The sequence below is a fragment of the Pseudoalteromonas sp. SR41-7 genome, from assembly GCF_014163935.1.
Taxonomy (GTDB): domain Bacteria; phylum Pseudomonadota; class Gammaproteobacteria; order Enterobacterales; family Alteromonadaceae; genus Pseudoalteromonas; species Pseudoalteromonas distincta.
This window is the reverse complement of record NZ_JACJEF010000003.1, coordinates 1-25,752: the sequence shown is the minus strand read 5'-3', so window position 1 is coordinate 25,752 and position 25,752 is coordinate 1. Positions and strand designations below refer to the sequence as shown.

20 protein-coding genes are annotated in these 25,752 nt (G+C 38.9%); 12 read left to right on the top strand and 8 right to left on the bottom strand.

Annotated features, from left to right (window positions below; translation table 11 throughout):
• Positions 1–14 precede the first annotated feature (14 nt).
• The 5 genes from H5092_RS04750 to H5092_RS04730 are packed head-to-tail and all read right to left on the bottom strand — an operon-like array spanning position 15 to position 9,115.
• Positions 15–2,552 (bottom strand): glycogen/starch/alpha-glucan phosphorylase, encoded by a 2,538-nt coding sequence (locus H5092_RS04750; RefSeq protein ID WP_182732986.1) that lies wholly within the window; start codon positions 2,550–2,552, stop codon positions 15–17.
• Positions 2,545–4,608, bottom strand: a complete 2,064-nt coding sequence (glgX, locus tag H5092_RS04745; RefSeq protein ID WP_165724047.1) for a glycogen debranching protein GlgX — start codon at positions 4,606–4,608, stop codon at positions 2,545–2,547. Before glgX ends, H5092_RS04750 begins: the two co-directional genes overlap by 8 nt.
• Positions 4,601–6,808, bottom strand: coding sequence for a 1,4-alpha-glucan branching protein GlgB (glgB, locus tag H5092_RS04740; RefSeq protein WP_182732985.1), 2,208 nt, complete (start codon positions 6,806–6,808; stop codon positions 4,601–4,603). Before glgB ends, glgX begins: the two co-directional genes overlap by 8 nt.
• Positions 6,809–8,803, bottom strand: coding sequence for a 4-alpha-glucanotransferase (gene malQ / locus H5092_RS04735; RefSeq protein ID WP_182732984.1), 1,995 nt, complete (start codon positions 8,801–8,803; stop codon positions 6,809–6,811).
• A 9-nt stretch (positions 8,804–8,812) separates the two neighbouring features.
• A complete protein-coding gene (locus H5092_RS04730) occupies positions 8,813–9,115 on the bottom strand; it encodes an isoamylase early set domain-containing protein (protein WP_024595450.1) in 303 nt (100 codons plus the stop codon).
• Positions 9,116–9,501: 386 nt separating this feature from the next.
• Here H5092_RS04730 and H5092_RS04725 point away from each other — a divergent pair, with 386 nt between their 5' ends.
• On the top strand, positions 9,502–10,434 hold the full coding sequence (locus H5092_RS04725) for a hypothetical protein (protein WP_024595451.1): 933 nt from the start codon (positions 9,502–9,504) through the stop codon (positions 10,432–10,434).
• A gap of 59 nt (positions 10,435–10,493) precedes the next feature.
• On the opposite strand, the gene H5092_RS04720 is transcribed toward H5092_RS04725, so the two are convergent.
• Together H5092_RS04720 and H5092_RS04715 are read right to left on the bottom strand one after the other, a co-directional pair.
• Complete coding sequence (locus tag H5092_RS04720) at positions 10,494–11,660, bottom strand: cellulose-binding family II protein (protein ID WP_165724042.1); 1,167 nt, start codon at positions 11,658–11,660, stop codon at positions 10,494–10,496.
• 516 nt (positions 11,661–12,176) lie between these two features.
• Positions 12,177–12,605 (bottom strand): Lrp/AsnC family transcriptional regulator, encoded by a 429-nt coding sequence (locus H5092_RS04715; RefSeq protein WP_002958609.1) that lies wholly within the window; start codon positions 12,603–12,605, stop codon positions 12,177–12,179.
• Between the two features lie 194 nt (positions 12,606–12,799).
• Here H5092_RS04715 and H5092_RS04710 point away from each other — a divergent pair, with 194 nt between their 5' ends.
• The 4 genes from H5092_RS04710 to H5092_RS04695 are packed head-to-tail and all read left to right on the top strand — an operon-like array spanning position 12,800 to position 17,403.
• A complete protein-coding gene (locus H5092_RS04710; protein ID WP_165724041.1) occupies positions 12,800–14,005 on the top strand; it encodes an aspartate aminotransferase family protein in 1,206 nt (401 codons plus the stop codon).
• 50 nt (positions 14,006–14,055) lie between these two features.
• Positions 14,056–15,090, top strand: coding sequence for an arginine N-succinyltransferase (gene astA, locus H5092_RS04705; RefSeq protein WP_182732983.1), 1,035 nt, complete (start codon positions 14,056–14,058; stop codon positions 15,088–15,090).
• Positions 15,091–15,097: 7 nt separating this feature from the next.
• Positions 15,098–16,564, top strand: coding sequence for a succinylglutamate-semialdehyde dehydrogenase (gene astD / locus H5092_RS04700; protein ID WP_182732982.1), 1,467 nt, complete (start codon positions 15,098–15,100; stop codon positions 16,562–16,564).
• 35 nt (positions 16,565–16,599) lie between these two features.
• The gene (locus H5092_RS04695; protein ID WP_165724039.1) at positions 16,600–17,403 is read left to right on the top strand and encodes a DUF1338 domain-containing protein; all 804 of its coding nucleotides are present in this window, start codon (positions 16,600–16,602) and stop codon (positions 17,401–17,403) included.
• A 71-nt stretch (positions 17,404–17,474) separates the two neighbouring features.
• Here H5092_RS04695 and H5092_RS04690 read toward each other — a convergent pair whose 3' ends face one another.
• Entirely contained in the window at positions 17,475–18,755 is a 1,281-nt protein-coding gene (locus H5092_RS04690) for a flavohemoglobin expression-modulating QEGLA motif protein (protein WP_002958615.1), read from the bottom strand.
• Positions 18,756–18,901: 146 nt separating this feature from the next.
• On the opposite strand from H5092_RS04690, the gene H5092_RS04685 reads away from it, so the two are divergent.
• From H5092_RS04685 to H5092_RS04655, 7 genes are all read left to right on the top strand, one after another.
• Positions 18,902–19,159 (top strand): DUF3081 domain-containing protein, encoded by a 258-nt coding sequence (locus H5092_RS04685; protein ID WP_182732981.1) that lies wholly within the window; start codon positions 18,902–18,904, stop codon positions 19,157–19,159.
• Positions 19,159–19,464, top strand: a complete 306-nt coding sequence (locus H5092_RS04680) for a hypothetical protein (protein WP_002958617.1) — start codon at positions 19,159–19,161, stop codon at positions 19,462–19,464. Before H5092_RS04685 ends, H5092_RS04680 begins: the two co-directional genes overlap by 1 nt.
• Positions 19,465–19,873: 409 nt before the next feature.
• Positions 19,874–20,449, top strand: coding sequence for a transcriptional regulator BetI (gene betI, locus H5092_RS04675; protein ID WP_002958618.1), 576 nt, complete (start codon positions 19,874–19,876; stop codon positions 20,447–20,449).
• A 1-nt stretch (position 20,450) separates the two neighbouring features.
• Positions 20,451–21,914 (top strand): betaine-aldehyde dehydrogenase, encoded by a 1,464-nt coding sequence (gene betB / locus H5092_RS04670; protein ID WP_182732980.1) that lies wholly within the window; start codon positions 20,451–20,453, stop codon positions 21,912–21,914.
• 11 nt (positions 21,915–21,925) lie between these two features.
• Positions 21,926–23,593 carry a choline dehydrogenase gene (gene betA, locus H5092_RS04665; RefSeq protein ID WP_182732979.1) on the top strand — a complete coding sequence of 556 codons (1,668 nt, stop codon included), beginning with the start codon at positions 21,926–21,928 and terminating at the stop codon, positions 23,591–23,593.
• A 158-nt stretch (positions 23,594–23,751) separates the two neighbouring features.
• Positions 23,752–24,969, top strand: a complete 1,218-nt coding sequence (locus tag H5092_RS04660; RefSeq protein ID WP_182712445.1) for a BCCT family transporter — start codon at positions 23,752–23,754, stop codon at positions 24,967–24,969.
• Positions 24,970–24,978: 9 nt separating this feature from the next.
• Entirely contained in the window at positions 24,979–25,680 is a 702-nt protein-coding gene (locus H5092_RS04655; RefSeq protein WP_024603578.1) for a TorF family putative porin, read from the top strand.
• The last annotated feature ends 72 nt before the right edge of the window (positions 25,681–25,752 follow it).

Genomic DNA, 25,752 nt, shown 5'->3' with positions numbered 1-25,752 from the left:
AATACTCTCTCCATTTAGTCTAGGCTGTTAGTGGCATGGCTTTTAGTTGTCGTTAAGTCTGTTTCACTAATATTGAGGGGTTCTAAATGCCAAATATCTTCACTGTATTGGCTTATGGTTCTGTCACTTGAAAACATACCACTGGCTGCTGTATTTAAAATACTCATTTGTGTCCAGTAGGTCTGATCTGCGTAAGCTTTATCAACTTCTTTTTGAGCTGCTACATAACTTTCAAAATCGTGAGCAACAAGCCATGGATCGTGCGGGCTCTTAATTGCATTTGTTATGTCGTCAAATAAGCATGGTTCAAATAAATTAAAATGCCCGCTCTCGAGTAATTGCATCACATTCTTTAAATCGCTATTTTGCGATATTAAATGCTCTGGATTATAACGTGATTTAATATCGTCAATTTCGTGCGCTTGTGCGCCAAACAAAAAGAAGTTATCAGCACCAACAGCATCTCTAATTTCAATGTTTGCGCCATCCAGCGTGCCTATTGTCAATGCACCATTCATCATAAATTTCATGTTGCCAGTACCAGACGCTTCTTTGCCTGCGGTAGATACTTGCTCTGAGAGATCAGTTGCAGGACAAATAACTTCCATTGCGGTTACGTTGTAATTAGGCAAAAAGGCGACGCGTAAATATGGCGCAGCTTGAGGGTCTTTATTTATAACCTCTGCCACGTTATTAATAAGCTTAATAATTTTTTTAGCCATGTAATAACCCGGCGCTGCTTTACCACCTAATAGAACACAACGAGGAACAAGCCCTTGGGTATCCCCACGGCGAATACGGTCATATAAATGAATCACATGAAGTATGTTTAATAGCTGACGTTTGTATTCGTGGATACGTTTTACTTGTACGTCAAACATCATTGATACATCAAAATCGATATCGCAGCGCGCCTTAACTAAATCAACTAAACGTTGTTTGTTTTCACGTTTAGCATTTTGCCACTGCTCATGAAATGCCTTGTCGTCATAAAAACGACGTAGGTCACTAATTTTTGAAAAGTTTTTAACCCAATCATGGCCAATTTTTTCACCAATTAATTCACTTAATACTGGATTACAATGCGCAAGCCATCGACGAGGCGTTACACCATTTGTTTTGTTATTAAACTTATCTGGCCACAGTGCATAAAATTCTTTAAATAATCCCGCTTTTAACAGTTCAGTATGAAGTGCTGCTACGCCATTTACAGAGTAACTACCTACAATAGCTAAATAAGCCATACGAATTTGCGGCTCATCACCCTCTTCAATCAGTGACAATGCACGTTGCTTTTCAACATCTCCCGGCCATTGCTGTGAAACTTGTGCTAAAAAGCGTGCATTTATCTCGTAAACTATTTCTAAAATGCGTGGCAATAATTTTGAAAACAACGAAACAGACCATTTTTCAAGCGCTTCAGGAAGTAGCGTATGATTTGTATAAGCCATTGTTTTAGTTGTTATTTTCCAAGCATCGTTCCAATTTAATTCGTAATCATCAATTAAAATACGCATTAGCTCTGCAACAGCAATACTTGGATGCGTGTCATTTAACTGAAAAACATGAAAATCAGCAAAGTCACTAAAGCTCTCGCCATGTTGGGAAACCCACTGATCAACTACGTCTTGAATACTCGCAGATGATAAAAAGTATTGTTGGCGCAATCTAAGCTCTTTACCATTTTCGCTGCTGTCGTTTGGATACAGCACCATGGTGATTTGTTCAGCTAGGTTTTTTTGTGCAACGGCTTCTGAGTAACTGCCTGCATTAAATTCGGTCAAATTAAATTCATCTGTCGCTTCTGATTTCCATAAGCGTAGCGTATTTACAATATTGTTTTTATAACCTGGGACAGGGACATCGTAAGGTACAGCTAATACATCTTGTGAACTCATCCATTGACGGTGCTCTCTGCCAAATTTATCTGTGTAACTTTGCACATAGCCACCAAACTTCACACGTTTTGCATGCTCTGGTGCGCTTAGCTCCCATGGATGTCCTTCACGTAGCCAGTTATCTGGTTGCTCAATTTGGTTACCATCTTTAATCGATTGATTAAACATGCCGTATTCGTATCGTAGGCCATAGCCAATAACAGGCAACGCTAAACTAGCACAGCTATCTAAAAAGCAGGCTGCAAGGCGCCCTAGCCCACCATTTCCTAGGCCTGCGTCGTGCTCGGCATCTTCAAGCGTTTCTACTGTTGTGCAGTATTCTTGTAATGCAGCAGCAACTTGGTCGTCTAAATCTAGGTTTAGTATTGCATTACCCAGCGCACGTCCCATTAAAAATTCAAGAGAAAGGTAAGCCGTTTTGCGGCGTTTCTCTTGCTTAATTTGTTGATTCGTTTCTCTGCAGCGGGCAACAAGTCTGTCGCGAATAGTCAGCGCTAAAGCATGGTATAAATACAGTCTTGATTCACCCACCTTATCTCGGCCGAGGGTATAATAAAAATGCCGTGTTAAGTCATCTTTAAGCGTACTTTCATCAATAACGGGCCCTTCTTGCCAGCTCTTTACTACACACACTTGATCACTTTGTTTAACCATGACTAACATCCTCTAAATTGGCACTAAAAACCCAACTACTTTGTGCTGAAATTTCAACCATCGCATCTTCATTACTGCTCACAGATGCATTATGTACACTTGATAGAATCATTTGCCACGGCGCATTAATTGGCGATGGGGGCATTTGACAAAAAATTGTTTTTTCACTGGCATTAAATACAATCAGCAATGCATGATTGTTTTGCTTATCAAGTAAGCTATACATTAAAAACTGTCTGGTATCTTCATGCCAATGAGCATCAGTCATGGTTTTACCTTGTTCGGTAAACCACTTAACGGTAAAACGCTCGTCTATATCATCTAAAAATACACTGTGTTTAAACGCACTGTGCGCACGTCTAATTTTTAAAGCATCATCAATAAATCGTGTTAACGAATGATTAAGTTGAGAATCTTTCCATGCAAGCCAACTAGTGCGATTATTTTGGCAATAAGCATTGTTATTCCCCCCTTGCGAGTGCGCCATTTCGCTACCAGCAGCAATCATGGGAACACCTTTTGAGAGAATTAAAGTAAGTAAAAAGTTCTTTTGTTGCTGTAAGCGCAGTGCGTTTATTTTAGAGTCGCTGGTAAAACCTTCTACCCCACAGTTAAACGAATGATTTGCACTGTGCCCATCTCGATTTTGCTCGCCATTAGCTTCGTTATGTTTATGCTCATAACTCACTAAATCAGCAAGGGTAAAACCATCATGACTCGTTATAAAATTAATACTATTGAGCGGCCCACGTTGGCTGTGCTCAAAAATATCAAACGATCCATGCAAACGTTTTGCAACGCTTGCAATAATGCCTGTTTCACTTTGCCAAAAACGTCTAATTACATCGCGATATTGATCGTTCCATTCTCGCCATGGCGGCGGAAATGCACCAAGCTGATAACCACCTGGGCCTATATCCCAAGGCTCACTTATTAACTTAACTTTGTTAAGCACAGGGTCTTGGGCAACTACTTGTAAAAAAGTATGTGCGGAGCTAAAGCCTGCTTTTGAGCGGCCTAAAATGGTCGCTAAATCAAACCTAAAACCATCAACTCCCATTACTTCAACCCAATAACGAAGGCTATCAAGTACAAGTTGCAGTGTTTTAGGGTGGTCAATATTTATGGTATTACCACAGCCGGTATCGTTTATATATACGTCAGGCTGGCCCTCTACTGTGCGGTAATAGGCTAAGTTATCAAAGCCTCTAAGCGATAGTATAGGGCCATCCGCCCCTGCTTCAGCTGTATGGTTGTAAACAACATCTAATATGACTTCTATGTCTGCAGCATGGAGCTCTTGAACCATTTGCTTAAACTCGTTTATATCATCGTTTACCAAATAGTCTTTATGGGGCGTAAAAAAGTTAAGCGTGTTGTATCCCCAGTAGTTTTGCAAACCTTTCCCTGTTAAAAATTGCTCACTAATAAAAGAATGAACAGGCAAAAGCTCAACGGCTGTAACACCAAAGCTTTGTAAGTGTTCAATAAAGCTTGGGTGGCTTAACCCTAAAAACTTCCCTTGTAGAGATTTGGGAATTTTAGGATGACGACACGTTGTACCTTTTACATGACACTCATAAATAACCGTGTTTGACCAACGGTGGTTAGGCTTTTTATGCCTATACAACGTAGGAGCCGCTACTTTTGATTTAGGTATATCAATCGCATTATTTACAGTGCTTTTAGTACCGATTGGCATTTGCCCGTAATGGCGTTCACTCCAAGTAAACTCACCAAACAAGTCTTTTGCATATGGGTCTATCAGCAGCTTATTTTCGTTAAACAGTTGACCATTTTTAGGGTTATATTCACCCTCAACTCTAAAACCATAAAGCGCACCGGCGTTTAATGGCGAAATATGAATACTCCAAATACCCCCTTCGTTGATATTCATCGCCATTTTTAGTATTTCTGAATGGCCACTTTTATCAAACAGGCATACATAAGCTTGGCTCGCCCCAGGCGCATAAAGCGCGAAGTTGACCCCATTATCAATAACACTAGAGCCAAGTGGTTCTACATTACCGGGTGCTACATCAAATCGGTTACTCATCATCAACCTTTTGTAAGTAAATAGTTGTTAAGCCACCAATGGCAATTGAAATACTGTGTTTAAAGCCATGATTTGATTCATTTGTAGCGTGAACTATCTGCGATGAATCTTTAGTTACCTCAACGCCAGAGCCAAAAAACTGAGTATTGTCTGTATTTAAGATAACCTTGTAACGCCCTTTACTCGGTACGCCAATAATATAGTTTTCATATGACGCGGGGGTAAAATTAGCAATAACAACCACAAAGTCTTTTGCGTTTTTAGCATAGCGGACAAAACTTAAAATACTCTGCTGATTATTATTGTTATCTATCCAGGTAAAGCCAGCCGCACTCGAATCAAGCTCATACAACGCGGGTTGGGTTTTATAAACGGTATTGAGCGCTTTTACGGTGTGCTTTATACCGCTGTGGCTTTGGTGCTCAAGTAAATGCCAATCGATAGAATGATCGTGCCCCCACTCTTTTCGCTGTGCAATTTCACCGCCCATAAATAAGAGTTTTTTACCCGGGTGTGCCCACATAAATGCGTAATAAGCGCGTAAATTTGCAAATTTTTGCCAATCATCGCCTGGCATTTTTTCAATTAACGAGCCTTTACCATGTACTACCTCATCGTGGCTTAATGGCAATATATAGTTTTCGCTAAACGCGTATACCATCGAAAAAGTCATTTCATGATGATGATGCTGACGATATAAAGGGTCGTGCTGCATGTAATGCAAACTATCGTTCATCCAACCCATGTTCCACTTATAACCAAAGCCTAAACCGTTGTGCTCAACACTTTGGGTGACACCCGGCCATGCTGTCGACTCCTCAGCCACCATCATAATGCCTGGGTTGTTTTTATAGCTGCGCATATTGACTTGCTTTAGGCACTCAATTGCACCTAAGTTTTCACGCCCGCCGTAACAATTAGCAACCCACTCGCCTTCTTTTCGGCTGTAATCTAAATACAACATAGAAGCTACGGCATCTACACGCAGGCCATCTAAACCAAATTGATGTAGCCAATACATAGCATTTGATATTAAAAAGCTTTTAACTTCAGGACGGTCGTAGTTATAAATGTAGGTATTCCAATCAGGATGAAACCCTTGGCGCTTATCAGCATGCTCATATAAATGGGTGCCATCAAATCGATGTAAGCCATGCGGATCGCTTGGAAAATGCCCTGGTACCCAATCAAGCAAAATACCTAAATTAGCTTTGTGGCACTGCTCTACAAAGTATTTAAAGCTGTTGTAGTCGCCAAAGCGGCTGGTAGGGGCAAATAATCCAACAGGCTGATACCCCCACGAACCATCAAACGGGTATTCACTTATTGGCATAAGTTGCAGGTGAGTAAAATTCATTTCAAGGGCATAGCTAACGAGTTTGTCGGCAAGCTCTGTGTAACTTAAATAGCGGTTGTTTTCAGCCCGTTGCCATGAGCCTAAATGCACTTCATAAATACTAATTGGTGCATCTATATGGTTACGCTTTTGTCTGTTTTGAAGAGCCTGCTCGCCAAGCTTTATAGGTTCTGGTTTATACTGCAGTACACTTGCAGTGCCAGGTGCTTGTTGCATTTTAAATGCATAAGGGTCGGCTTTTTCGAGCACCTCTCCACTTTGCGCGGTAATTGCAAATTTGTAGCACATGTCAGCTTTAAGGCCTGGTACAAATAACTCCCATACACCACTTGCAGGATGAAAGCGCATAAAGTGGCGATTCGCTTGCCAAAAGTTAAACTCACCAATAATAGAGACACTTGCCGCATTAGGCGCCCATACACAAAAACGTACACCGTCTACGTTTTGTTGAGTACTAAAATGTGCACCAAAATGCGAGTAAGCATGTTCAAGACTGCCTTCGTTAAATAAATACATTGCCTCTGCATCAAGTGTGCTTTGGAAACTGTATTCATCATAAAAGGTAACGCTGCTATCTGTGTACTGAGCAATGCATTCATATGGCGCAGTGGGCAAAGCATCAACTTTGGCTATAAATAAGTCACTTTGCTGGTAGCGTTTCGCCTTAATACTTTTATTATTTAATGTAACACTTACGCTTATTGCACAAGGTAGATAAAAACGAATTTCAGCCTCAGCATCCGTTTTATGTGCCCCTAAGAAGCTAAATGGGTCTTTAAATCGCCCTATATTTAATGCGTGTACTTGTGCATCATAACTATTTTCATTAGTTGTACTGCTCATTTAACCTTTCCTTATTGAATCGATAGCAGCTAAAAGTGAGGCATTTTTGGTAAAAATTTCTTCACTGGTATGCGTTAATACACGTCGCCAATTAGGATATTCTTTATCTGTCCCGGGGATATTAACCGGATACTTTTGCTCATCTAAGTCATCTATTTGTATTGCAAATAAACGCGATTGAGAGCCTGCTAAACACAATGCAAGTGCGCTATAAACAGTCACAGCTTCACTATGTAATAAAAGCTCAGTTGTATTGCCATGGTGATTAATAAAACGTAGTAACCTTTGTTGCTCTTCTATTCGCTGTTGCTTTAGTTGCTCGTATTCATTGCAAGTTATAAGCTTATATTGTTGCTTAATATCTAAATCATCATGTTGCCACCAGCCTGTAAATGGAGGAACATCGTGATTGGCTATCATTAACAAACAATGTGTTGCTAGCTCATCTACCGATAAAAACTCTCCACTGTGTTGTTTCTCAAAATAAAATAAGCTGTTGGAAAAAATACCGCTAGATGCCAAAGCTTCCCTAACCTCTGGCGGTACGATGCCTAAATCTTCACCAATAACAATACTCTGATTAATATGCGATTCAATTTTTAAAATGGCAAGTAAATGCTCAAACGGATAGTAAACATAACAGCCGTCTTGTTCGCCATTGCTTTCAAAGCACCACCATAGGCGCCTAATAGCCATTACGTGGTCAATTCGAAGCCCACCTACGTTTTGCATGTTTGCGCGAATGAGCGAGCGGTAAAATTGGTAGTGATTATTACTAAGGCTTTGGGGATTGAGGGCTGGGAGGCCCCAATTTTGACCTGCTTCAGCCCATGGATCGGGTGGAGCGCCTACACTTGCACCTTGGCTAAACAGCGATTGCTGGTTTTTAAATTCAGCCCCATCGCCAGCACAACCAACAGCTAAGTCGTTTATTAAGCCAATAGCCATGCCTCTCTCTGCGCAACTTTTTTGACACAGTGCAAGTTGCATATGCGCTTGCCATTGCAGGTAATAAGCAAATGTTAGGTTATCTGATTCGAGGGTATTTAACGTAGTAGAGTGAGCATTACAAAAATCAGTAAACGCTTGGCGACGCTCATCACTTGCCGTTAATTCAAACTGATTATAAAGCGCTTCAAATAACGTATACTTTATACGGCTTACATTTTCATAATCTATAAACTGATCATTACTTTTAATAAGTGCAGCGACATCATCTAGCTGCATAATGGCGTCAAGGTTTTCGTTATTTATTGCGTCTTCGCTTAGTACGATAGAAATATAAAGAGGATTTAATAAAGCGCGACTATTAGGGCTATAAGGACTGGCTCGCTCTGGCATATCAGCAAATAACAAATGCAGTGGATTAAGTAATATATAATCCATGTTATGGGAGCTGCATAGTTTTGTAAGCGCTAATAAATCGTCAAAGTCGCCAATACCAAAATTCGCTCTATTTTTTAATGTGTAAAGCTGAATAGATAATCCAGTGCGCTTTGTGTCTCCCACTTGATAGACTTGCTCAGGCACGCACCAAATTTGTGTAATAGCGTGTTGCTCACCTACCTGAACATTAGCGTCATGATAGCCAATTGGCATATTACCAATGGGTAGTGCCAGCTCAATATAGCGAACGCCATGCAAGTAATATTCACCAGTGACAGCCAAGTTATAAAGGTTATCAAATGCTAAATGCATTCCAAGTGAAGGGACATCGATATTAGCGGCTAAATATTGCTGACGTTCATCTATACGAAGCTTTAACAAACATGCAGTTTGCTCAACTAAACTCACACTAGGTACTAAATCAAGCCAAAGCGATGCATCTAAATCATAAGTTAGTTGAGCTATTCCTGCTTCATTATTTGTATCAACACCACAACATTGCAAAGCACGTTTACGCGTTTCTTCGCTAAAAAATACCTGTTCACCTGTATACTTAGTGAATTCAAAGCCAATACCATGCAGGTAAAACAACTGCGAAAGAGCATCCATTGAATCGCCTTAATTAGTGCGTTGAGTATTTACTATGCTGTTTTCTGTGCCAAATGTATTGCCGATATAACCGTCAGCTTGATGGTCGTTATCCCAAATGTCTCCATTAATCAGATAACGAAAGTGAAATTGTTGATCGATAGGTAAGCGTTGCTTAAATTTAAACACACCTTGTTTTTTATAAAGCTTCATTGGCACTGGTTTCCAATCATTAAATTCACCTAATAAGCAAACTTCTTCTGCCTCTGGATGAGAAAATTCAAAAGTAACTTCAGCTTCATCTTTTGTTTTAAAAAAACGTTTATTCAACATAGCAGGCTCCAACTAAACCAAAAAGGGTACTTAATCTTTGCCACAGGCCATACAACTAAACAAAAAGGCGATGTGGTAACCATCTAAAAATCATTAAACGTGTTATTAGTTAAACAAAACTTTATTTACGCTTTATTACAGTGCAAATAATATTTCAATTGCACCAAAAAGGTGCATTAACCTTATATACAATACGCTTTAAATGATACTTAACATACAGAGCAATATTCAAACCAACAAACTATTAAAAACCTCATTAGTTCAATATATAAATATTTATAGCTGCAAATATCCGAAGAAAATTTAAAATCCTAAATTACTTTTTTTATATTACTTCATCATGGATAATACACATCATTCTAATACTCTGAAATATCATTAATTTCATGTTGAAAAAAACCATTTTAATAACTACCACCATCATTTTTTTAGTTGTAGCTGCATTTATTGGTACCTCAATTTATACCCTATACAGTAAAAAAGAAATTTCAGTTGACCCTAAATTAAAAGAAATATCAGGAATAGAATTTGATAAACAGCAACGTTTATGGGCTATTAACGACGGAGGCAATGAACCAAAGCTATACAGACTCAATAAAGACGGTTCTATTGCTAAAGAAATTTTAGTTGAAAACGCTAAAAACATTGATTGGGAAGACATGACCCAAAACAAATTTGGGCACTTCTTTTTAGGCGATTTTGGTAACAACAAAAACGATCGTAGATGGCTCACTATTTATAAAATAGAAAACCCGATAGATATAAAAACAGATACGACTCAAGCAGAAATAATTAAGTTTACCTACCCCGAAATGGATGGCAGTCCTATAAAGCCCAATAACCGTAATTTTGATTTAGAGGCATTTGTAGCTCTAGGACGTCACTTATATTTATTTACTAAAAACCGCACAGAGCCATTTGATGGTATTACTAAGGTTTATAAAGTGGGCGATCATGCTGCTAATTTTAAAGCCGAGTTAATAGATTCATTTAAAACATGTACCACTTTAGAAAAGCTATGCTGGATAACATCGGCTGCTTTAAGCCCTGATCGTAAAAAGCTGATATTACTTGATTCAACCAGTATTTGGTTATTCGAAAATTTTGAGGGTGATAAGTTTTTTTCTGGCGATGTATCAAAAATTGACTTAGGAATAGTAACTCAAAAAGAAGCTGTCACTTTTTTTGATGACAATACTATTGTATTTACAGATGAAGAGTTTAAAGGTATTGGCGGTAATGCTTATTTTATAAAGCTTGATGAAGCCAAAAAAGAAATTATAAGAAAAAAGCCGACCTCAGAAAAAATACATCCATAATATAATGTTAGCTAAGCAAAAGTTCCAAAGCTTAGCTAACTTATGTAAAAGGTATCGAGTTAGTTACTCTTTTCGTTTGACGAATGGAGTGCTTTTTCTACATCAACACCTAAAATCAACACTCCAATATGGCTATTATTATCTAAAACAGGAAAACTTAGCTGTACTTGAAAATGATGTGTTGATGCATCATATGTAACGCTATCAAAGTTATAGTCCTTTGACTGTTTAAATATTTTAGTAAACTTATTCTCATCTCCTTGCCAGTAATCACTGGTTAACTTACTTATTGCTATATTTTTTCCTTGGCTATCAGTCAATATAAGCTCAGTAACAACACCTTTAAACTGCGATTGCCATTTTTTAAATACCTTAGATAACGGTAAATCAAGCATAGTTAACGCATCAGCATGCCCAACGTGTTTACTTTCTTTTATCCATAGCTGGTCTCGTTTCATAATTTCAGGCTCACTCAAAGGAGACTCATTACTTATTTGAACTTCTTCGACTAAACTAGGTAAGTTTAATAAGGTTTTAGCGCTACTGTAGAGCCTATCAAGTATTTGCGTTTCTTCACTTTTTGATAGTGAAAATGGAGCTTGCGCACAAGTATTTATATTTTCATCGAACTGCTGCATAAATTCAGGAAGGCGTTTGATAAGTGAATGCGAAGCAAATAATCCCAAAGGTACATATCTAAAAAATTCTTTTTGGTACTCGTCTTTATTGATCCCTAGCTTAGAGGCTGCTAATTCAAAATCGTCTAAATCAAGTAGGATTCTATCAATCCGTTTATGGTGCATTACATTTACTATTTCTTCTAATGAATTTACTTCTACCTCAGCAATAATATTCTGAGTTTTAAACCAATTTGCTTGATAACTTCCTCTTACTGCACCATAACGCATTTTATTTTTTGGTTTATTAATGCTCTCTGGGTGAGTGAACCAGTACCAGCTTTCTAAAAAAATGGGGGATGATATACGTCCATAAGCTTTCATTTCAGGCATTAAATGGGTTGTGAAATATCCATCTAAGCGCTCTAACTTTACTTCTCGACGTGCACGTAACCATGGCAAGGTTTGTAGCTGAAAAGGCGCTCCCATTTCAAATAAAATACACTCGACTTGGTTGACTGCATTATTAGGAGCTGTGGTGGGTAAGTTTGTCCCAAACTGGAGAGGCCCAGTTAAACCTAACAAAAGAGTGAAAAGATATGCGGGCATAATCCATTGCTAAATAATGTACAAATTAAAACAAGTATAGTCATGCATATAAAAAAGTATTAATTTTCTTTACAAAATTTTGTACCTTATCAATAGCTTCAATATTTAAATCTATGATTTATTGCTATTAACTTATAAAAAGCACGCTTAAATATTTAAATTAATGCATTTATATCTAGGGTCTGTTTATCTTTGTGGATAAAAATTTGTTCAAACTAGGTGCTATTTAATTGCGGCGCAAGATTTATAAGCTAGTGTGCTCGATAACTGCTCCTGCGTTATTCTAATTGCTTACATCCATGTAAGAATAAATAAAAACCGAGCAAAGCTTCCGCGCCCTGCTCACGTCCCCTACCCTGCATCTATGTAGGCAACCAAGAGAAAATAGCGCCTAGGAAGAATCTTTTGGGGGCTGTTAATTTAACCTTGAAGGTTCAACAGACCCTAGCCTTTTTATTATTGACCTAGAGTATACCGAGTGTTCACTTAACGACTAAAACAAAAAACTCACTGACTCTAGCGCTTAAATTTAGTTTCTAAAATAACAGAAGATGTTGTGCGCTCCACCCCATCAAGATTTCCTATATCGTCCAACAAATGACTAAGCTGTTCTAAATTTTGAGCCTGTACCACCGCAATTAAATCAAACTCACCACTTATGGCATATAGCTGTGAAATAGCATCAATTTGCTTAAGCTCAATGTTTGTTTTAGTTGTTAATTTTTGTCTTACTTTTATAGACACATGAGCTGATACCATTTTACTAAGGTAGTCGTCACCGTAATCAACGCTATAGCCTTTAATTACACCGGTTTCTTCTAATTTGAGCATTCGGCTCTGTACTGTTGAACGAGACAAGTCAAGCATTCGTGCAAGATCAGAAATACTCGCTCTTGCGTTTGTTTTTAGTACAGAAAGTAGTTTCTCGTCTTGTGGAGTTATCATAATGGTTATTTTCTTCGTTATTTTGACTTTTATTTTAATCATTTTTCACAAAATAGCACTGCAATTTTAACAGCTAACCTTCGATAATGACCTCTACAAGAAATAATAACGTGTTTGCTGAAGAATAAAGGCTATATTCTTCTTTGAGTTAGCAACTAATCTTTTATCTAAGCCCATTAAATTTAGGTGTAAAAATGCAAGTAACAAGAGACTTATTTAACGACGTAATGGTACCAAACTATAATCCATCAGCAATCATTCCAGTTCGTGGTGAAGGTTCACGCGTTTGGGATCAAAATAACAATGAGTTCATTGATTTTGCCGGTGGTATTGCCGTTAACTGTTTGGGTCACTGTCATCCTGCATTAGTTAAAGCATTAAAAGAGCAAGGCGAAAAAATTTGGCATTTATCAAATGTTATGACCAATGAGCCAGCACTTCGTTTAGCTCAAAAAATGGTTGAAGCAACATTTGCTGATAAAGTTTACTTTGCAAACTCAGGCGCAGAAGCAAACGAAGCCGCTCTTAAATTAGCTCGTCGTTATGCATTGGACGTATATGGCGCTGAAAAAACGCAAATTATTGCATTTAATAAAGGTTTCCATGGTCGCACATTCTTTACAGTAACTGTGGGCGGGCAAGCGGCTTATTCAGATGGCTTTGGTCCAAAACCTGCTGACATAGTACATTGTGATTTTAACGATATAGCGGCATTTGAAGCGCTGATCAGCGATAAAACATGTGCTGTTATGATGGAACCATTACAAGGTGAAGGCGGTATTATTTCACCAACAGATGAATTTGCTAAAAAAGTACGCGAACTTTGTACTAAACATAACGCGTTACTTATTTTTGATGAAGTACAAACGGGTGTTGGTCGCACAGGCGATTTATACGCTTATGAAGGTTTAGGGGTTGTTCCTGACATTTTAACAACGGCAAAAGCATTGGGTGGTGGTTTTCCTATTGGCGCTATGATCACTCGTACACCTATTGCTGAGCATTTAAAAATTGGTACTCACGGTTCTACTTATGGCGGAAACGCACTTGCTTGTGCTGTGGCCGAAGCGGCATTTGATACAGTAAATACACCAGACGTACTAAACGGTGTTAAAGAGCGCGAGCAATTATTCCGTGACGGATTAAACGCAATTAACGAAAAATACAACGTATTTAGCGAAGTACGTGGTAAAGGCTTATTAATTGGCGCAGTACTAAATGACAAATTTGAAGGTCGCGCACGCGACTTTTTAGTAGCCAGTGCTAATAATGGTTTGATGAATCTTGTAGCGGGTATGAATGTAATTCGTTTTACACCGTCTTTAATTATTCCGTTTGAAGATATTAAAGAAGGCTTAGCGCGCTTTGAAAAAGCCGTTAGCGACGTAGTAAACGGTTAATATAGTTTAAATTAGCACGCCTACAGGCGTGCTATTGGAGCAAGCAATAAATGCAAGTATTACGTCCTATTACTGCCAATGATTTTGACGCGCTTAAACAAATAGCGATTGAATCCGGTCATGGGTTTACCTCTTTGCCTGTGGACGATGCACAGCTTAAAGAAAAAATTGAACGTGCTGAAAAAAGCTTTGCCAAAAACATTAACCAGCCACTTGATGAAAGCTATTTATTTGTTTTAGAAGACAGTGAAACAGGTGACGTTATTGGCACAACCGCTATAGAAGCCGCAGTAGGTTTATCGGTGCCTTTATATCATTATCATTTGGGTAAAACAGTACACCACTCGCCTACTTTAAATGTATATAACACCGTTGATATTTTAAGCATGTGTAACGACTACACTGGTTGCTCAGAAATATGTACATTATTTTTGCGCGAAAATAGCCGTAAAGGTTTAACAGGTCGATTTTTATCTCGTTCACGCTTTTTGTTTATGGCTCAGCACAGCGAGCGTTTTGCCGATACTGTTATCGCAGAAATGCGCGGTGTTAGCGACGAAGACGGTCATTCTCCTTTTTGGCAATGGCTACAAGAGCACTTTTTTAGTATCGAATTTCCACAAGCGGATCACTTAGTTGGCTTAGGCGATAAGGTGTTTATTAGCGAGTTAATGCCTAAATACCCTATTTATGTGAACTTGCTTAGTAAAAAAGCCCAAGCAGTTATTGGGCATGTGCATGAAAAAACAAAACCTGCGCTAAAATTATTAGAAAAAGAAGGTTTTGAGCACAGAGGCTACGTTGATTTATTTGACGCAGGCCCAACGGTTGAAGCAAAGCTTGGTAATATTCGCAGCATTCGCGACTCTCAAGTTTGCCCTATTACTATTGGTGAGCTTGATCACATATCACAAAATAGCTCTGATACGCTGGCTGTATGTAATCAAGGCGTAAGTGGCTTTAGAGCAACATTTACCAAAGAAGCACACTACAATCATGCAAAACATACCCTCGTCATTAGCCAAGATGTGGCTAATGCGCTTAATTTAAGCCAAGGAGATGCAGCGCGATTTTTCCGCCTGTAAATAATTTATGAATACACACCTAATTAATAATCAGTGGCATGTGGGACTTGGTCCAGCATTTGAGTCAATCAATCCAAGTAATGGCGATGTGGTATGGCAAGGTAATGGCGCAAACACTGATCAAGTAAATTCAGCTATAAAAGCAGCTAGAGCCGCGCAATTACAATGGGCAGACAAACCACTTAAAGAGCGTATCGCCATTTTAGAAAACTTCGCAGCACAATTAAAAGAACACAGCGAAGAATTTGCTACTATTATTGCACGCGAAACGGGTAAGCCATTATGGGAAACCCGCACCGAAGTGGGCGCAATGACAGGTAAAGTAGCTATATCTGTAAAAGCGTACCATGAGCGTACAGGTACAACCGAAAACCCAATGCCCGGTGCTAAAGCGTTTATTAGACACAAACCGCATGGCGTTGTGGCTATTTTTGGCCCATATAACTTTCCGGGGCATTTACCAAACGGGCATATTGTTCCTGCAATTTTAGCCGGTAATACTGTTGTATTTAAGCCATCAGAATTGACTCCACACGTTGCAGAATTTACCCTCTCACTTTGGTTAAAAGCAGGTTTGCCAGCGGGTGTTATTAACCTTGTGCAAGGTGAAATTGAAACTGGTAAAGCGCTTGCTTCTCATAAAGAGATAGATGGCTTGTTTTTTACCGGTAGCTCAAACACAGGCCACTTATTACATAAACAGTTTGCAGGACACCCTGGCAAAATTTTAGCGCTTGAAATGGGCGGTAATAATCCACTGATTGTAAAAGATGTGAGTGATGTAAGCGCTGCTGTGCACGATATTATTCAATCAGGCTTTATTACCTCAGGTCAGCGCTGTACGTGTGCACGCCGCTTATTTATTGAAAAATCAGCCAACGGCGATGCTATTTTAGAAAAGCTAATAAGCGCAACTAAAAATATAGTTGTAGACGACAGCTTTGCTACAGAGCAGCCTTTTATGGGTGCAATGATAAGCGAAAAAGCAGCACTGGGTATGGTCGCCGCGCAAAGTGAATTAGTCTCAAAAGGTGCACAAATCCTTGTTGAACTTAAGCAATTAAAACCAGGCACAGGTTTTGTAAGCCCGGGCATTATTGATGTAACAAGCATTACCGACATGCCAGATGAAGAGCATTTTGGACCGCTAATTAAAGTGTATCGTTATACCGACTTTGACAGCGCAATTATTGAAGCCAACAACACAAGCTTTGGTTTATCTGCAGGTTTACTTAGCGACAGTGAAGATGACTACACTCACTTTTTAAAGCGCATTCGTGCCGGTATTGTTAACTGGAACCGCCCCATTACAGGTGCCTCTAGTGCAGCTCCATTTGGCGGTATTGGCGCCAGTGGTAATCACAGAGCAAGTGCATACTATGCCGCCGATTATTGCGCATACCCTGTCGCATCTGTGGAGTCAGACAAAGTGAGCTTACCGCAAACCCTAGCGCCGGGCTTAGTAATTGAATAAGCAATAAAACCAAATTTTAGATTTAAGGACTTAACATGCATACTGATGTAAACACATTATTTGAGAACCTTTGGGAAAACTATTTAAACGTAACTCCATCGGCAGATAAAATTCATGACCTTTTAGGGTCAACGCAAAAAGATGACATCATTAACGATCATATTGCGCTGCGTACATTTAATATAGAAAAAGTGGGTCTTGAAAAGCTCGCCGCTCACTTTTTAGCAATTGGTTACAAAGAATGTGGTGAGTACCACTTTGAAGCTAAAAAACTTTACGCAAAACACTATGAGCATAGCGATCCTAATCAGCCAAAAGTATTTATCTCTGAACTATTAGTAGAAAAATGCTCGCCAGAGTTACAAGCCATCGTGACAGATATGGTAAGTCAAATTGACGAAAGTGCAGTTACAGCAGACAACTTTTTATATTCAGGCACGCATTGGCAAGTAAGCACCGATACTTACAAACAACTGCTAGCTGAAAGCGAATATGCAGCGTGGATGTCGGCGTGGGGTTACCGTGCCAATCACTTTACCGTAAATATTAATACGCTTGCTAAGTTTGATAACATTCATGATGTTAACCAAGCCCTAAAAGACGCCGGCTTTTCGCTTAATACGTCAGGCGGTGAAGTTAAAGGCTCACCAGAGGTGTTACTAGAGCAATCGTCAACACTTGCTGATGAATACTCTGTTACCTTTAGTGACGGTGATATGAGCATCCCTAGCTGTTTTTATGAGTTTGCTATTCGTTACCCTAAAGCCGACGGTGAGCTTTATACTGGTTTTGTTGCAGCCTCAGCTGACAAAATATTTGAAAGCACCAATGCTCGATAGCAAAACCTAAAGTACTTTATTTAAAAAGCCCGTTATGGGCTTTTTTTATGTCGGTAGGTTATGTTGATTAATTATAAAAATAACGGTTTATAATCGTTTTCTAACTTTTCAAACGATAAATCGCCAATAAAGCGGCCAAAGCTCAACCAAGTTGCCAAACCACGTAAGTCTTTAAAGTGTGGTGGTACAAATTGTGGGCTCTCTATTACACCTAAATCATGAAGCTGCGATATTAATCTAAAATCATCTATCGATATTTTACCTACCAGTAATAAAGGGAGTCTATCTATTCGACCAAGCTGTATTGCAACGCGTATTAAGTTATAAACCAATACAAAGCCTTTAATGTAGGCAATATCTTTTGTAAAAGGCAAACCTGTTGGCGTACTGCCTCTAAATACACGCTGCGCAAGTGTGTAGCTGTCATCTTTTGATAAACCTTGCGCTACGTAATCACGGTAAATATCTACAAACTCAGCGCCATCTATTACCTTTGTAACGGCCTGAATACGGTTAACTAATTTAGATAAGCGCCTTGGGGTCGATTTTAAAGTAATAATTTCGGTTAATACCGCTAGGCCTTCTTGAGTAATAGTAGAGCTAGGCGTGCCTTTACTCAAACACGTTAAATAAGGCTGAGCTAAACCATTTTGAGTGGTACCGACGTGTATCCACCCTTCGTGAACTTCTAAGATATCAAGTTCACGCTGAGAAAACTTAACATCTTGATTAAGCTTTATATTATTAGCACCTGCGGCTGCATCACTAACAATACCATCGCTAAGCATTACCTCTACGTTTATGCCTGCCATACTAGCGGTTACTTGCTCAGACAGAATACGCACTGCATCAACAGCATCAATATTTTTAGGGTCGTCAGGCAGTATGTCGGCTATAAGTAAATTTTGCAGGGGTTTATCTAGCATATTAGCTAGCTCAGAAAGTGAGGGCTCACCGGCATGAAATAAATCTTTAGGGTGACCAAATAACTCCACCGATAAGTCATGAAACTCTGGTGTGCCACGATACTCAAGCATACTTAATACTGTTTTATACTCTGTGCACATTTTTCCCATGTATTGAGCTATGGGATTTAACTGCCCCAATTGGTTAATAATGTTACGGTGCAAAGTAGAAAACGCTTGGCGTAACTCGCTAGGTACAAAACCAAGATCGCGCTGTTGATAGTATGCACGATCGATCAGTGGATTTTTTTGACATTTTTGTCTAAAAAACTCCTCTTTAGTTTGTTTATCCCAATTAATAGCATCGAGTATCCTAATAGGCGTTTGCAATGCAATTAATTGATCCGATAACTCACGAGTTTTTAGTAGTAACGCCTTGTCTATCATGGTGTAAGCTCAACAATAAATGAATTTTGAGCATAATTTAAAAAGGCCAAATTACAAAGCAATATCACATTTTTTTAGCTATTGTTTTTAAGATGATCGACCCTCATATCTATATCGTATTAGCTTTTTAATAAAAGGTATAAAACATGAAAAACGAACTCGACAATAAACAGATTTTAGCCGTATATGAACGCATAATTCAAAAAGGTGAAATGACTGATGAAGGCAAACATTATCAGGGAGTTACTGCATATTCAGACGTAGACGGTTACACAGTATACCTACAAGGTAGCGGCGTAGAACTGCGCTTAGGTTTTCATAATACTTACCACCTTGACTACGAGCATGAAAAGCATAAAGACGACTTTTTGAAAAAATTATATAACATTGCAAACGAGAGCTAATGCACCCACGAAAACTAAGACACCGCCCGACCAGTAAGCTCAATACTACTTTTATTAATCAAGTAGTAGAAGAGCTTAAAGCTAATCCAAGTAAAGTCTCTATTATTCAAGACAACCTAGAACAGTACCGTTCTCAAACTCATTTAAAGCGTGGTTTTTTACTGGCTATAGAGCGCTTTGATTGGGTATTTGAAGCAAGCAAAGATATTGATTTCATTTGCCAGCAAATTTTAGCTGATGACTACATTGGCAATAGACTAAGACGTTACCCCCTACTTTTTAAAGGCGTTATTAATAATGCCTAACCTTTCAATACCAAGCGCTTTAAAGCGATAAAACCACAAAGTTTACTCTCCATATAAATTTATTAGAGCACTAAGCAATTGCAGGTTTAGTGTTCTTTTGTATCAAAATAATACTATTAGTACTCTAACTATTATTGTTCTAATGGTTTTTTGACATTTTATTCATTTATTGCTGTAAACAAATCATTACTATTATTAAATTTAAAAATTAAATTCTCAAGCTACTGTTTTAAATAAAATTAAACAAATAAAAACCACATCTTCTTTGTCCTATTAATTGCTCTTTTATTAATGATTAATCTACATTTTGGCATCTAGGTATTTACTTCAGCCTTGAATTGTTAGAGCTATTACCTTAAGCTTATGTTTATTGAACGTTCAATTAATAAAAATTATGCCTAAAGTCGGAATGGAACCTGTCAGACGTCAGCAGCTAATTGACGCAACTATAGAGTCAGTTGCTACTAAGGGACTACAAGGCACAACTATAAACAGCATTAGTAAAAATGCAGGTTTGTCGTCAGGTATCATTAGTCATTATTTTAATGGTAAGCAGGGGTTAATTGAAGCCACGGTTAGATACTTACTAACAAGCTTAAAGCAAGGCTTAATAAGTAAGGTAAATCATCAAACCACTGCCATTGAGCGTTTAATGTTTATTATCGAAGCCAACTTTGCGCTTGTACAACAGCGTAATGATACAACCCGAACGTGGTTAAGTTTTTGGGCGCAATCGATGCATGATGAAGAATTACACAGACTACAAAACGTAAACAGTAAACGCTTGCAAAGTAATTTAGCATTTTCTTTTAAGCAATTAATGCCTATTGAGCAAGCAAATCAAGCTGCAGAACTTAGCGCCGCAATGATCGATGGCCTATGGTTAAGAGCAGTACTGAGTAAATCAGACAATAATCAGTTTAAACACAGTGAAAAGTTAGCAAAAAGCTATGTACTTTCACTTATCAAGCAATATGGAGCCTAGCGTGACTACACCTGTCTATCAAAATTTTATTAACGGCCATTTTCTTGCAAACCAGAGCGGCAAAACATTTGATGTAACAAACCCAGCAACGGGTGAGGTTATTTACGCAGTAGAAATTGCCGACGAATTTATTCAAAACGCAGCCATTGCCAGTGCAAAGCAAGGTTTTGCACAGTGGTCAGCAATGACACCTATTGAACGTAGTCGTATTTTATTAAAAGCAGTGGCTATTTTACGCGAGCGCAATGATGAGCTAGCACTTGTAGAAGTACTCGACACCGGCAAACCAATGCAAGAAGCTAATTGTGTTGATATTGAAACCGGCGCTGATGTAATTGAATACTTTGCAGGCCTTGCGCCAGCACAAGTAGGCCAACAACAAATAGTTGGTGATGACTTTTACTACACACGTAAAGAGCCATTAGGTATCTGTGCGGGTATAGGTGCATGGAACTATCCACTACAAATTGCATGTTGGAAGTCGGGCCCTGCCCTTGCTGCTGGTAATGCATTTATATTTAAACCATCTGAAGAAACACCACTTGGCGCTATTAAACTTGCAGAAGTGTTTGTTGAAGCTGGTGTACCTGCAGGTGTGTTTAATGTTGTTCAAGGCGCAGGCGATGTAGGCCAGTGGCTAACGCAGCATAGCGATATTGATAAAGTATCGTTTACGGGTGAAGTAGGCACAGGTAAAAAAGTAGTAGCGAGTGCTGCCGGTACGTTAAAAGATGTCACGATGGAACTTGGTGGTAAATCTCCACTATTAGTATTTGATGATGCCAACATAGAGCAAGCGGTTAGCGCTGCTATGTTAGGTAACTTTTATACGCAAGGCGAAATTTGTACTAACTGTACACGTATTTACGTTCATAAAAATGTATATCAGCAATTTATTGATGAGCTTAAAGCGCGCACTGAGAAAAACATTATTGCTGGCGACCCACAAGATTTAAATACAAACTTTGGAGCACTTATTTCTAAAAAGCATCAAGAACTAGTAATGAGCTACGTTAATAAAGGCATAGAAGAAGGTGCAACGCTTTTAACTGGTGGTACAACGCTCTCACCAGAATCTGCACCTAATGGCTATTTTGTAGCACCGACTGTGTTTATTGATTGTAATGACGACATGACTATCGTTAAAGAAGAGATATTTGGCCCAGTAATGAGCGTGCTTGTTTTTGACGACGAAGACGATGTGATTGCACGCGCTAACGGTACACACCTAGGCTTAGCTGCTGGCGTATTTACGAGTGATATTAAACGTGCTCACCGCGTAATTCATAAGTTACAAGCCGGTATTTGTTGGATTAATGCATACGGTAACTCACCGGCTGAAATGCCAGTTGGCGGTTATAAGCAATCGGGTATTGGCCGTGAAAATGGTATACAAACGCTTGATCAATACACGCAAACTAAGTCTATTTATGTTGGTATGGCCGACATAGAAAGTCCATTTTAAGGCGCCCTACTATGAGTAATCATTACGACTATATTATTGTTGGCGCGGGTTCGGCGGGTTGTGTTTTAGCAAACCGTTTATCTGAAGATTCAAGTAACCGCGTGTTACTACTTGAAACTGGCGGTAGTGATAAAAGTATTTTTATAAAAATGCCAACCGCGTTATCTATTCCTATGAATAGTGACAAATATGCATGGCAGTTTCATACGCAGCCTGAGCCTCATTTAGATAACCGTGAGATGCATTGTCCTCGAGGCAAAGTATTAGGCGGCTCGTCATCTATCAACGGCATGGTATACGTACGTGGCCATGCAAAAGATTTTGACGAATGGCAGCAACACGGTGCAAACGGCTGGGATTACCAATCGTGTTTACCGTATTTTCAAAAAGCAGAAAGCTTTTATCTTGGTGAAAATACTTACCGTGGTGGCAAAGGCCCGCTTGGCGTTAATAACGGCAACGAAATGAAAAACCCGCTTTACCGCACCTTTATCAAAGCAGGTGTACAAGCCGGTTACGCGTCTACAGATGATTATAATGCATCGCAGCAAGAGGGTTTTGGCCCAATGCACATGACCGTAAAAGACGGCGTGCGCAGCTCTGCTTCGCGTGAGTATTTAGACCCTGTTAAATCGCGTAGTAATTTAACAATTATTACAGGTGCACTAGCACACCGCGTGATTTTAGATGGTAAAAAAGCCACAGGCATTGAATACAAAGTAAATGGCGACGTTAAAACAGCACATGCTGCAAAAGACGTAATATTAAGTGCAGGCCCAATCGGCTCTCCACATATTTTACAACTCTCTGGTATTGGTGATACTCAATCGCTTGAAAAAGCAGGCGTTGAAGTACAGCATCATCTACCAGGTGTAGGTCAAAACTTACAAGATCATCTTGAGTTTTACTTTCAATACAAGTGTAAGCAACCTATCACGCTTAACGGCAAACTAGGCATTGTTTCAAAAGGGTTGATTGGTGCGCGCTGGTTATTAACGCGTTCGGGTTTAGGTGCAACGAATCATTTTGAATCGTGTGCGTTTATTCGCTCAAAACCAGGTGTTGAATGGCCAGATATTCAATATCACTTTTTACCAGCGGCTATGCGTTACGATGGTAGAAGTGCATTTGCAGGTCATGGTTTTCAGGTACATGTTGGTCATAACAAACCAAAAAGTCGCGGTAGTGTCACTATTGCTTCTGCGAACCCTGAGCAACCACCAACCATTTTATTTAATTACCTTGAACACCAAGACGATATTGAAGGCTTTAGAGCGTGCGTTCGCTTAACACGCGATATAATCGAACAAAGTGCCTTTGATGAATACCGCGATGAAGAAATTCAACCAGGTAAACATATTCAAACAGATGAAGAAATAGATGCCTTTGTACGCCAAGCCGTAGAAAGTGCCTACCACCCTTCTTGCTCATGCAAAATGGGTGAAGATGATATGGCCGTTGTTAATTCAAATACGCAAGTACATGGTATTGAAGGACTACGTGTTGTTGACTCATCTATATTCCCAACAGTTCCTAACGGAAACTTGAATGCGCCTACTATTATGGTTGCCGAAAAAGCAGCTGACATAATTTTAGGTAAAGAACCATTACAGAAATCGGATGTGAATGTTGCCATAACAACAAACTGGCAAGAAACACAACGTAGTACGGAGATCTAACTTTAGCCACATGCTTAGGTTTAGTCTCGTCGGGCTAAACCAATGCGTGCCTTGCAGTGGCACACGATGTAAATAGGTTACGTTGTGTTAATGCGAGAATAAAACAATAAAATACGGAGTGCTTATGAATTATTTTTATTCATTACTGGAGGGTAACAATGACTATTTGGCTTAATGCAGGCATCATTTTTACCTTACTTGCTATTATCACTATTTTAATTAAATGGGGTAATGTTCGCGTAGTAGGTGTAACACCTGTTCGAACCTTTACCTTTATAGCAATACTATTTACTTCTGGCCTAGATGTTGGCCTTATTATGTTTCCTTTAACTGAGTTTGCAGGTTATGCAGACATAAAAGCAAGCCCAGAATACGCGTTTGCAAATCCACTGGCTATTGAGTTTGGCTACTGGGGATTTTTGATCTGGGGATTTTACTTTCTTACGTGCTTTTATTTCTGTGTAATAGAACCTAAAGTGAAATTTTTCGAAATTCCTTGGGTTAAATTTATCAATAACGTTGTAATTATTGGTACATGTGCATTTACCGCTTATTTGCTGCTTACAAACCTACCGTGGTATTTACCCGAATTAGGTGATGGAACAAGTATAGTTTCTGAGTTTTACTTAATTGTGTTTGCTGCTATCTGTTTTGCTGTGTACTCAAGTACTGATATTAAATATGTACGTATTTTAAGTATTTCTACTACGTGGTTATTCTTAGCTTTAATCGCCTTTATGTGGACTGGCGCATTTGTGATAGGTGATGGTCAAATGTCAGCATTTACAGATAACTTAGGTTCTATTGGTACTTACTTTGCAAACATTAATGAATTTGTTTTACCGCTTAATGATTACCATGAGTTTTACTTATTCTGGTGGTTTGCGTGGAGCATAATGATTGGTCAATTTACATCACGCTTTGTTGGTGGACTTAAAACATACCAAGTATTAGGTGCAATGTTGATTTTCCCTTCTATTCCTATTGCGATTTGGTTTAGCGTACTTTATCACTACCATGAAGCGGGCATCCCAACTCAAGGTATTAAAAACTTCGCTATGGTATTTGTAGGTATTGTATTTGTAATTAACTCACTTGATTCGTTAGTGCGTTTATATACAGATAACCTAAACTTTACCGTAAAGCGTTTTGGCAAAATGAAATACATAATCGGAAATGTTGTTGCTCTATCATTACTTACACTATTGTTTAAATTAGAATTTTTACAAATTCAGTGGGTAGGCGCATTAGTTATCGGCTTGTTCTTTATCTGTGCAGCCTTTATTGGTTACAGTAAATTTAAAACAGTAACGAATATAGATAGCTCACCAAAAGCAAACGCAATTGATTACACAAAAATAGACACAGTACACTAGGGATTAATAATGAATAACAAACTAAAACAACTTGTAGTAGCACTACCATTTGCACTTTTATCAACAACTGCAGCAGCTGATTGGTCAACAACAATCACTGCAGCGTCTGACTACACTTTTAATGGTGTAACACAGACCGATAGCGACCCTGCAATTCAAGGCAGCTTAGATTATGCCTTTGATAGTGGTGTTTACGCTGGTGTTTGGGCCTCAAACGTAGATTTTGGTGACGACACTGATTTTGAGCTTGATGCTTACTTAGGTAAATATGTACAACTTGATGAGCAATTCAGCGTTGATTACGGTATCGCTTATTACACTTATCAAGGTAATAACAGTGACGGTAACTACGCTGAAGCTTACACTAAGTTTGGTTATGCAAGTGAATACGGCCAAACTGAGCTTAACTTTTGGTATAGCTGGGATTACTTTGGAACAGGTGCGGGTCATGTAATTTCAATGGTTGCTCACACTTATGAACTAGCTCCAAATCACGCACTACGTGCAAGTTTTGATATTTCAAACTCACTTGATGGTGAAAAGTGGGCTTGGGATACAAACCAGAAAAAATCGTATAAGCACTACCGCCTAGCTTATCAAACAAGCTACGAAGGTTTTGGTATTGAAGTGGCTGCTGAAAACACTAGCTTAGATTACGATTATGCTGATGAGCGTATTGTACTTGCTGTTTCACGCACATTTGATCTTTAATACATTAATTACTGATTAAACAAAAAATGCCACTCTATTTAGAGTGGCATTTTTATTTGTAAAATAACTAAC

Bases quoted from the DNA above. Each gene is read 5' to 3' on its own strand.
- H5092_RS04750 (WP_182732986.1), bottom strand. From the start codon at position 2,552: ATGGTTAAACAAAGTGATCAAGTGTGTGTAGTAAAGAGCTGGCAAGAA.
- glgX (WP_165724047.1), bottom strand. From the start codon at position 4,608: ATGAGTAACCGATTTGATGTAGCACCCGGTAATGTAGAACCACTTGGC.
- glgB (WP_182732985.1), bottom strand. From the start codon at position 6,808: ATGAGCAGTACAACTAATGAAAATAGTTATGATGCACAAGTACACGCA.
- malQ (WP_182732984.1), bottom strand. From the start codon at position 8,803: ATGGATGCTCTTTCGCAGTTGTTTTACCTGCATGGTATTGGCTTTGAA.
- H5092_RS04730 (WP_024595450.1), bottom strand. From the start codon at position 9,115: ATGTTGAATAAACGTTTTTTTAAAACAAAAGATGAAGCTGAAGTTACT.
- H5092_RS04725 (WP_024595451.1), top strand. From the start codon at position 9,502: ATGTTGAAAAAAACCATTTTAATAACTACCACCATCATTTTTTTAGTT.
- H5092_RS04720 (WP_165724042.1), bottom strand. From the start codon at position 11,660: ATGCCCGCATATCTTTTCACTCTTTTGTTAGGTTTAACTGGGCCTCTC.
- H5092_RS04715 (WP_002958609.1), bottom strand. From the start codon at position 12,605: ATGATAACTCCACAAGACGAGAAACTACTTTCTGTACTAAAAACAAAC.
- H5092_RS04710 (WP_165724041.1), top strand. From the start codon at position 12,800: ATGCAAGTAACAAGAGACTTATTTAACGACGTAATGGTACCAAACTAT.
- astA (WP_182732983.1), top strand. From the start codon at position 14,056: ATGCAAGTATTACGTCCTATTACTGCCAATGATTTTGACGCGCTTAAA.
- astD (WP_182732982.1), top strand. From the start codon at position 15,098: ATGAATACACACCTAATTAATAATCAGTGGCATGTGGGACTTGGTCCA.
- H5092_RS04695 (WP_165724039.1), top strand. From the start codon at position 16,600: ATGCATACTGATGTAAACACATTATTTGAGAACCTTTGGGAAAACTAT.
- H5092_RS04690 (WP_002958615.1), bottom strand. From the start codon at position 18,755: ATGATAGACAAGGCGTTACTACTAAAAACTCGTGAGTTATCGGATCAA.
- H5092_RS04685 (WP_182732981.1), top strand. From the start codon at position 18,902: ATGAAAAACGAACTCGACAATAAACAGATTTTAGCCGTATATGAACGC.
- H5092_RS04680 (WP_002958617.1), top strand. From the start codon at position 19,159: ATGCACCCACGAAAACTAAGACACCGCCCGACCAGTAAGCTCAATACT.
- betI (WP_002958618.1), top strand. From the start codon at position 19,874: ATGGAACCTGTCAGACGTCAGCAGCTAATTGACGCAACTATAGAGTCA.
- betA (WP_182732979.1), top strand. From the start codon at position 21,926: ATGAGTAATCATTACGACTATATTATTGTTGGCGCGGGTTCGGCGGGT.
- H5092_RS04660 (WP_182712445.1), top strand. From the start codon at position 23,752: ATGACTATTTGGCTTAATGCAGGCATCATTTTTACCTTACTTGCTATT.
- H5092_RS04655 (WP_024603578.1), top strand. From the start codon at position 24,979: ATGAATAACAAACTAAAACAACTTGTAGTAGCACTACCATTTGCACTT.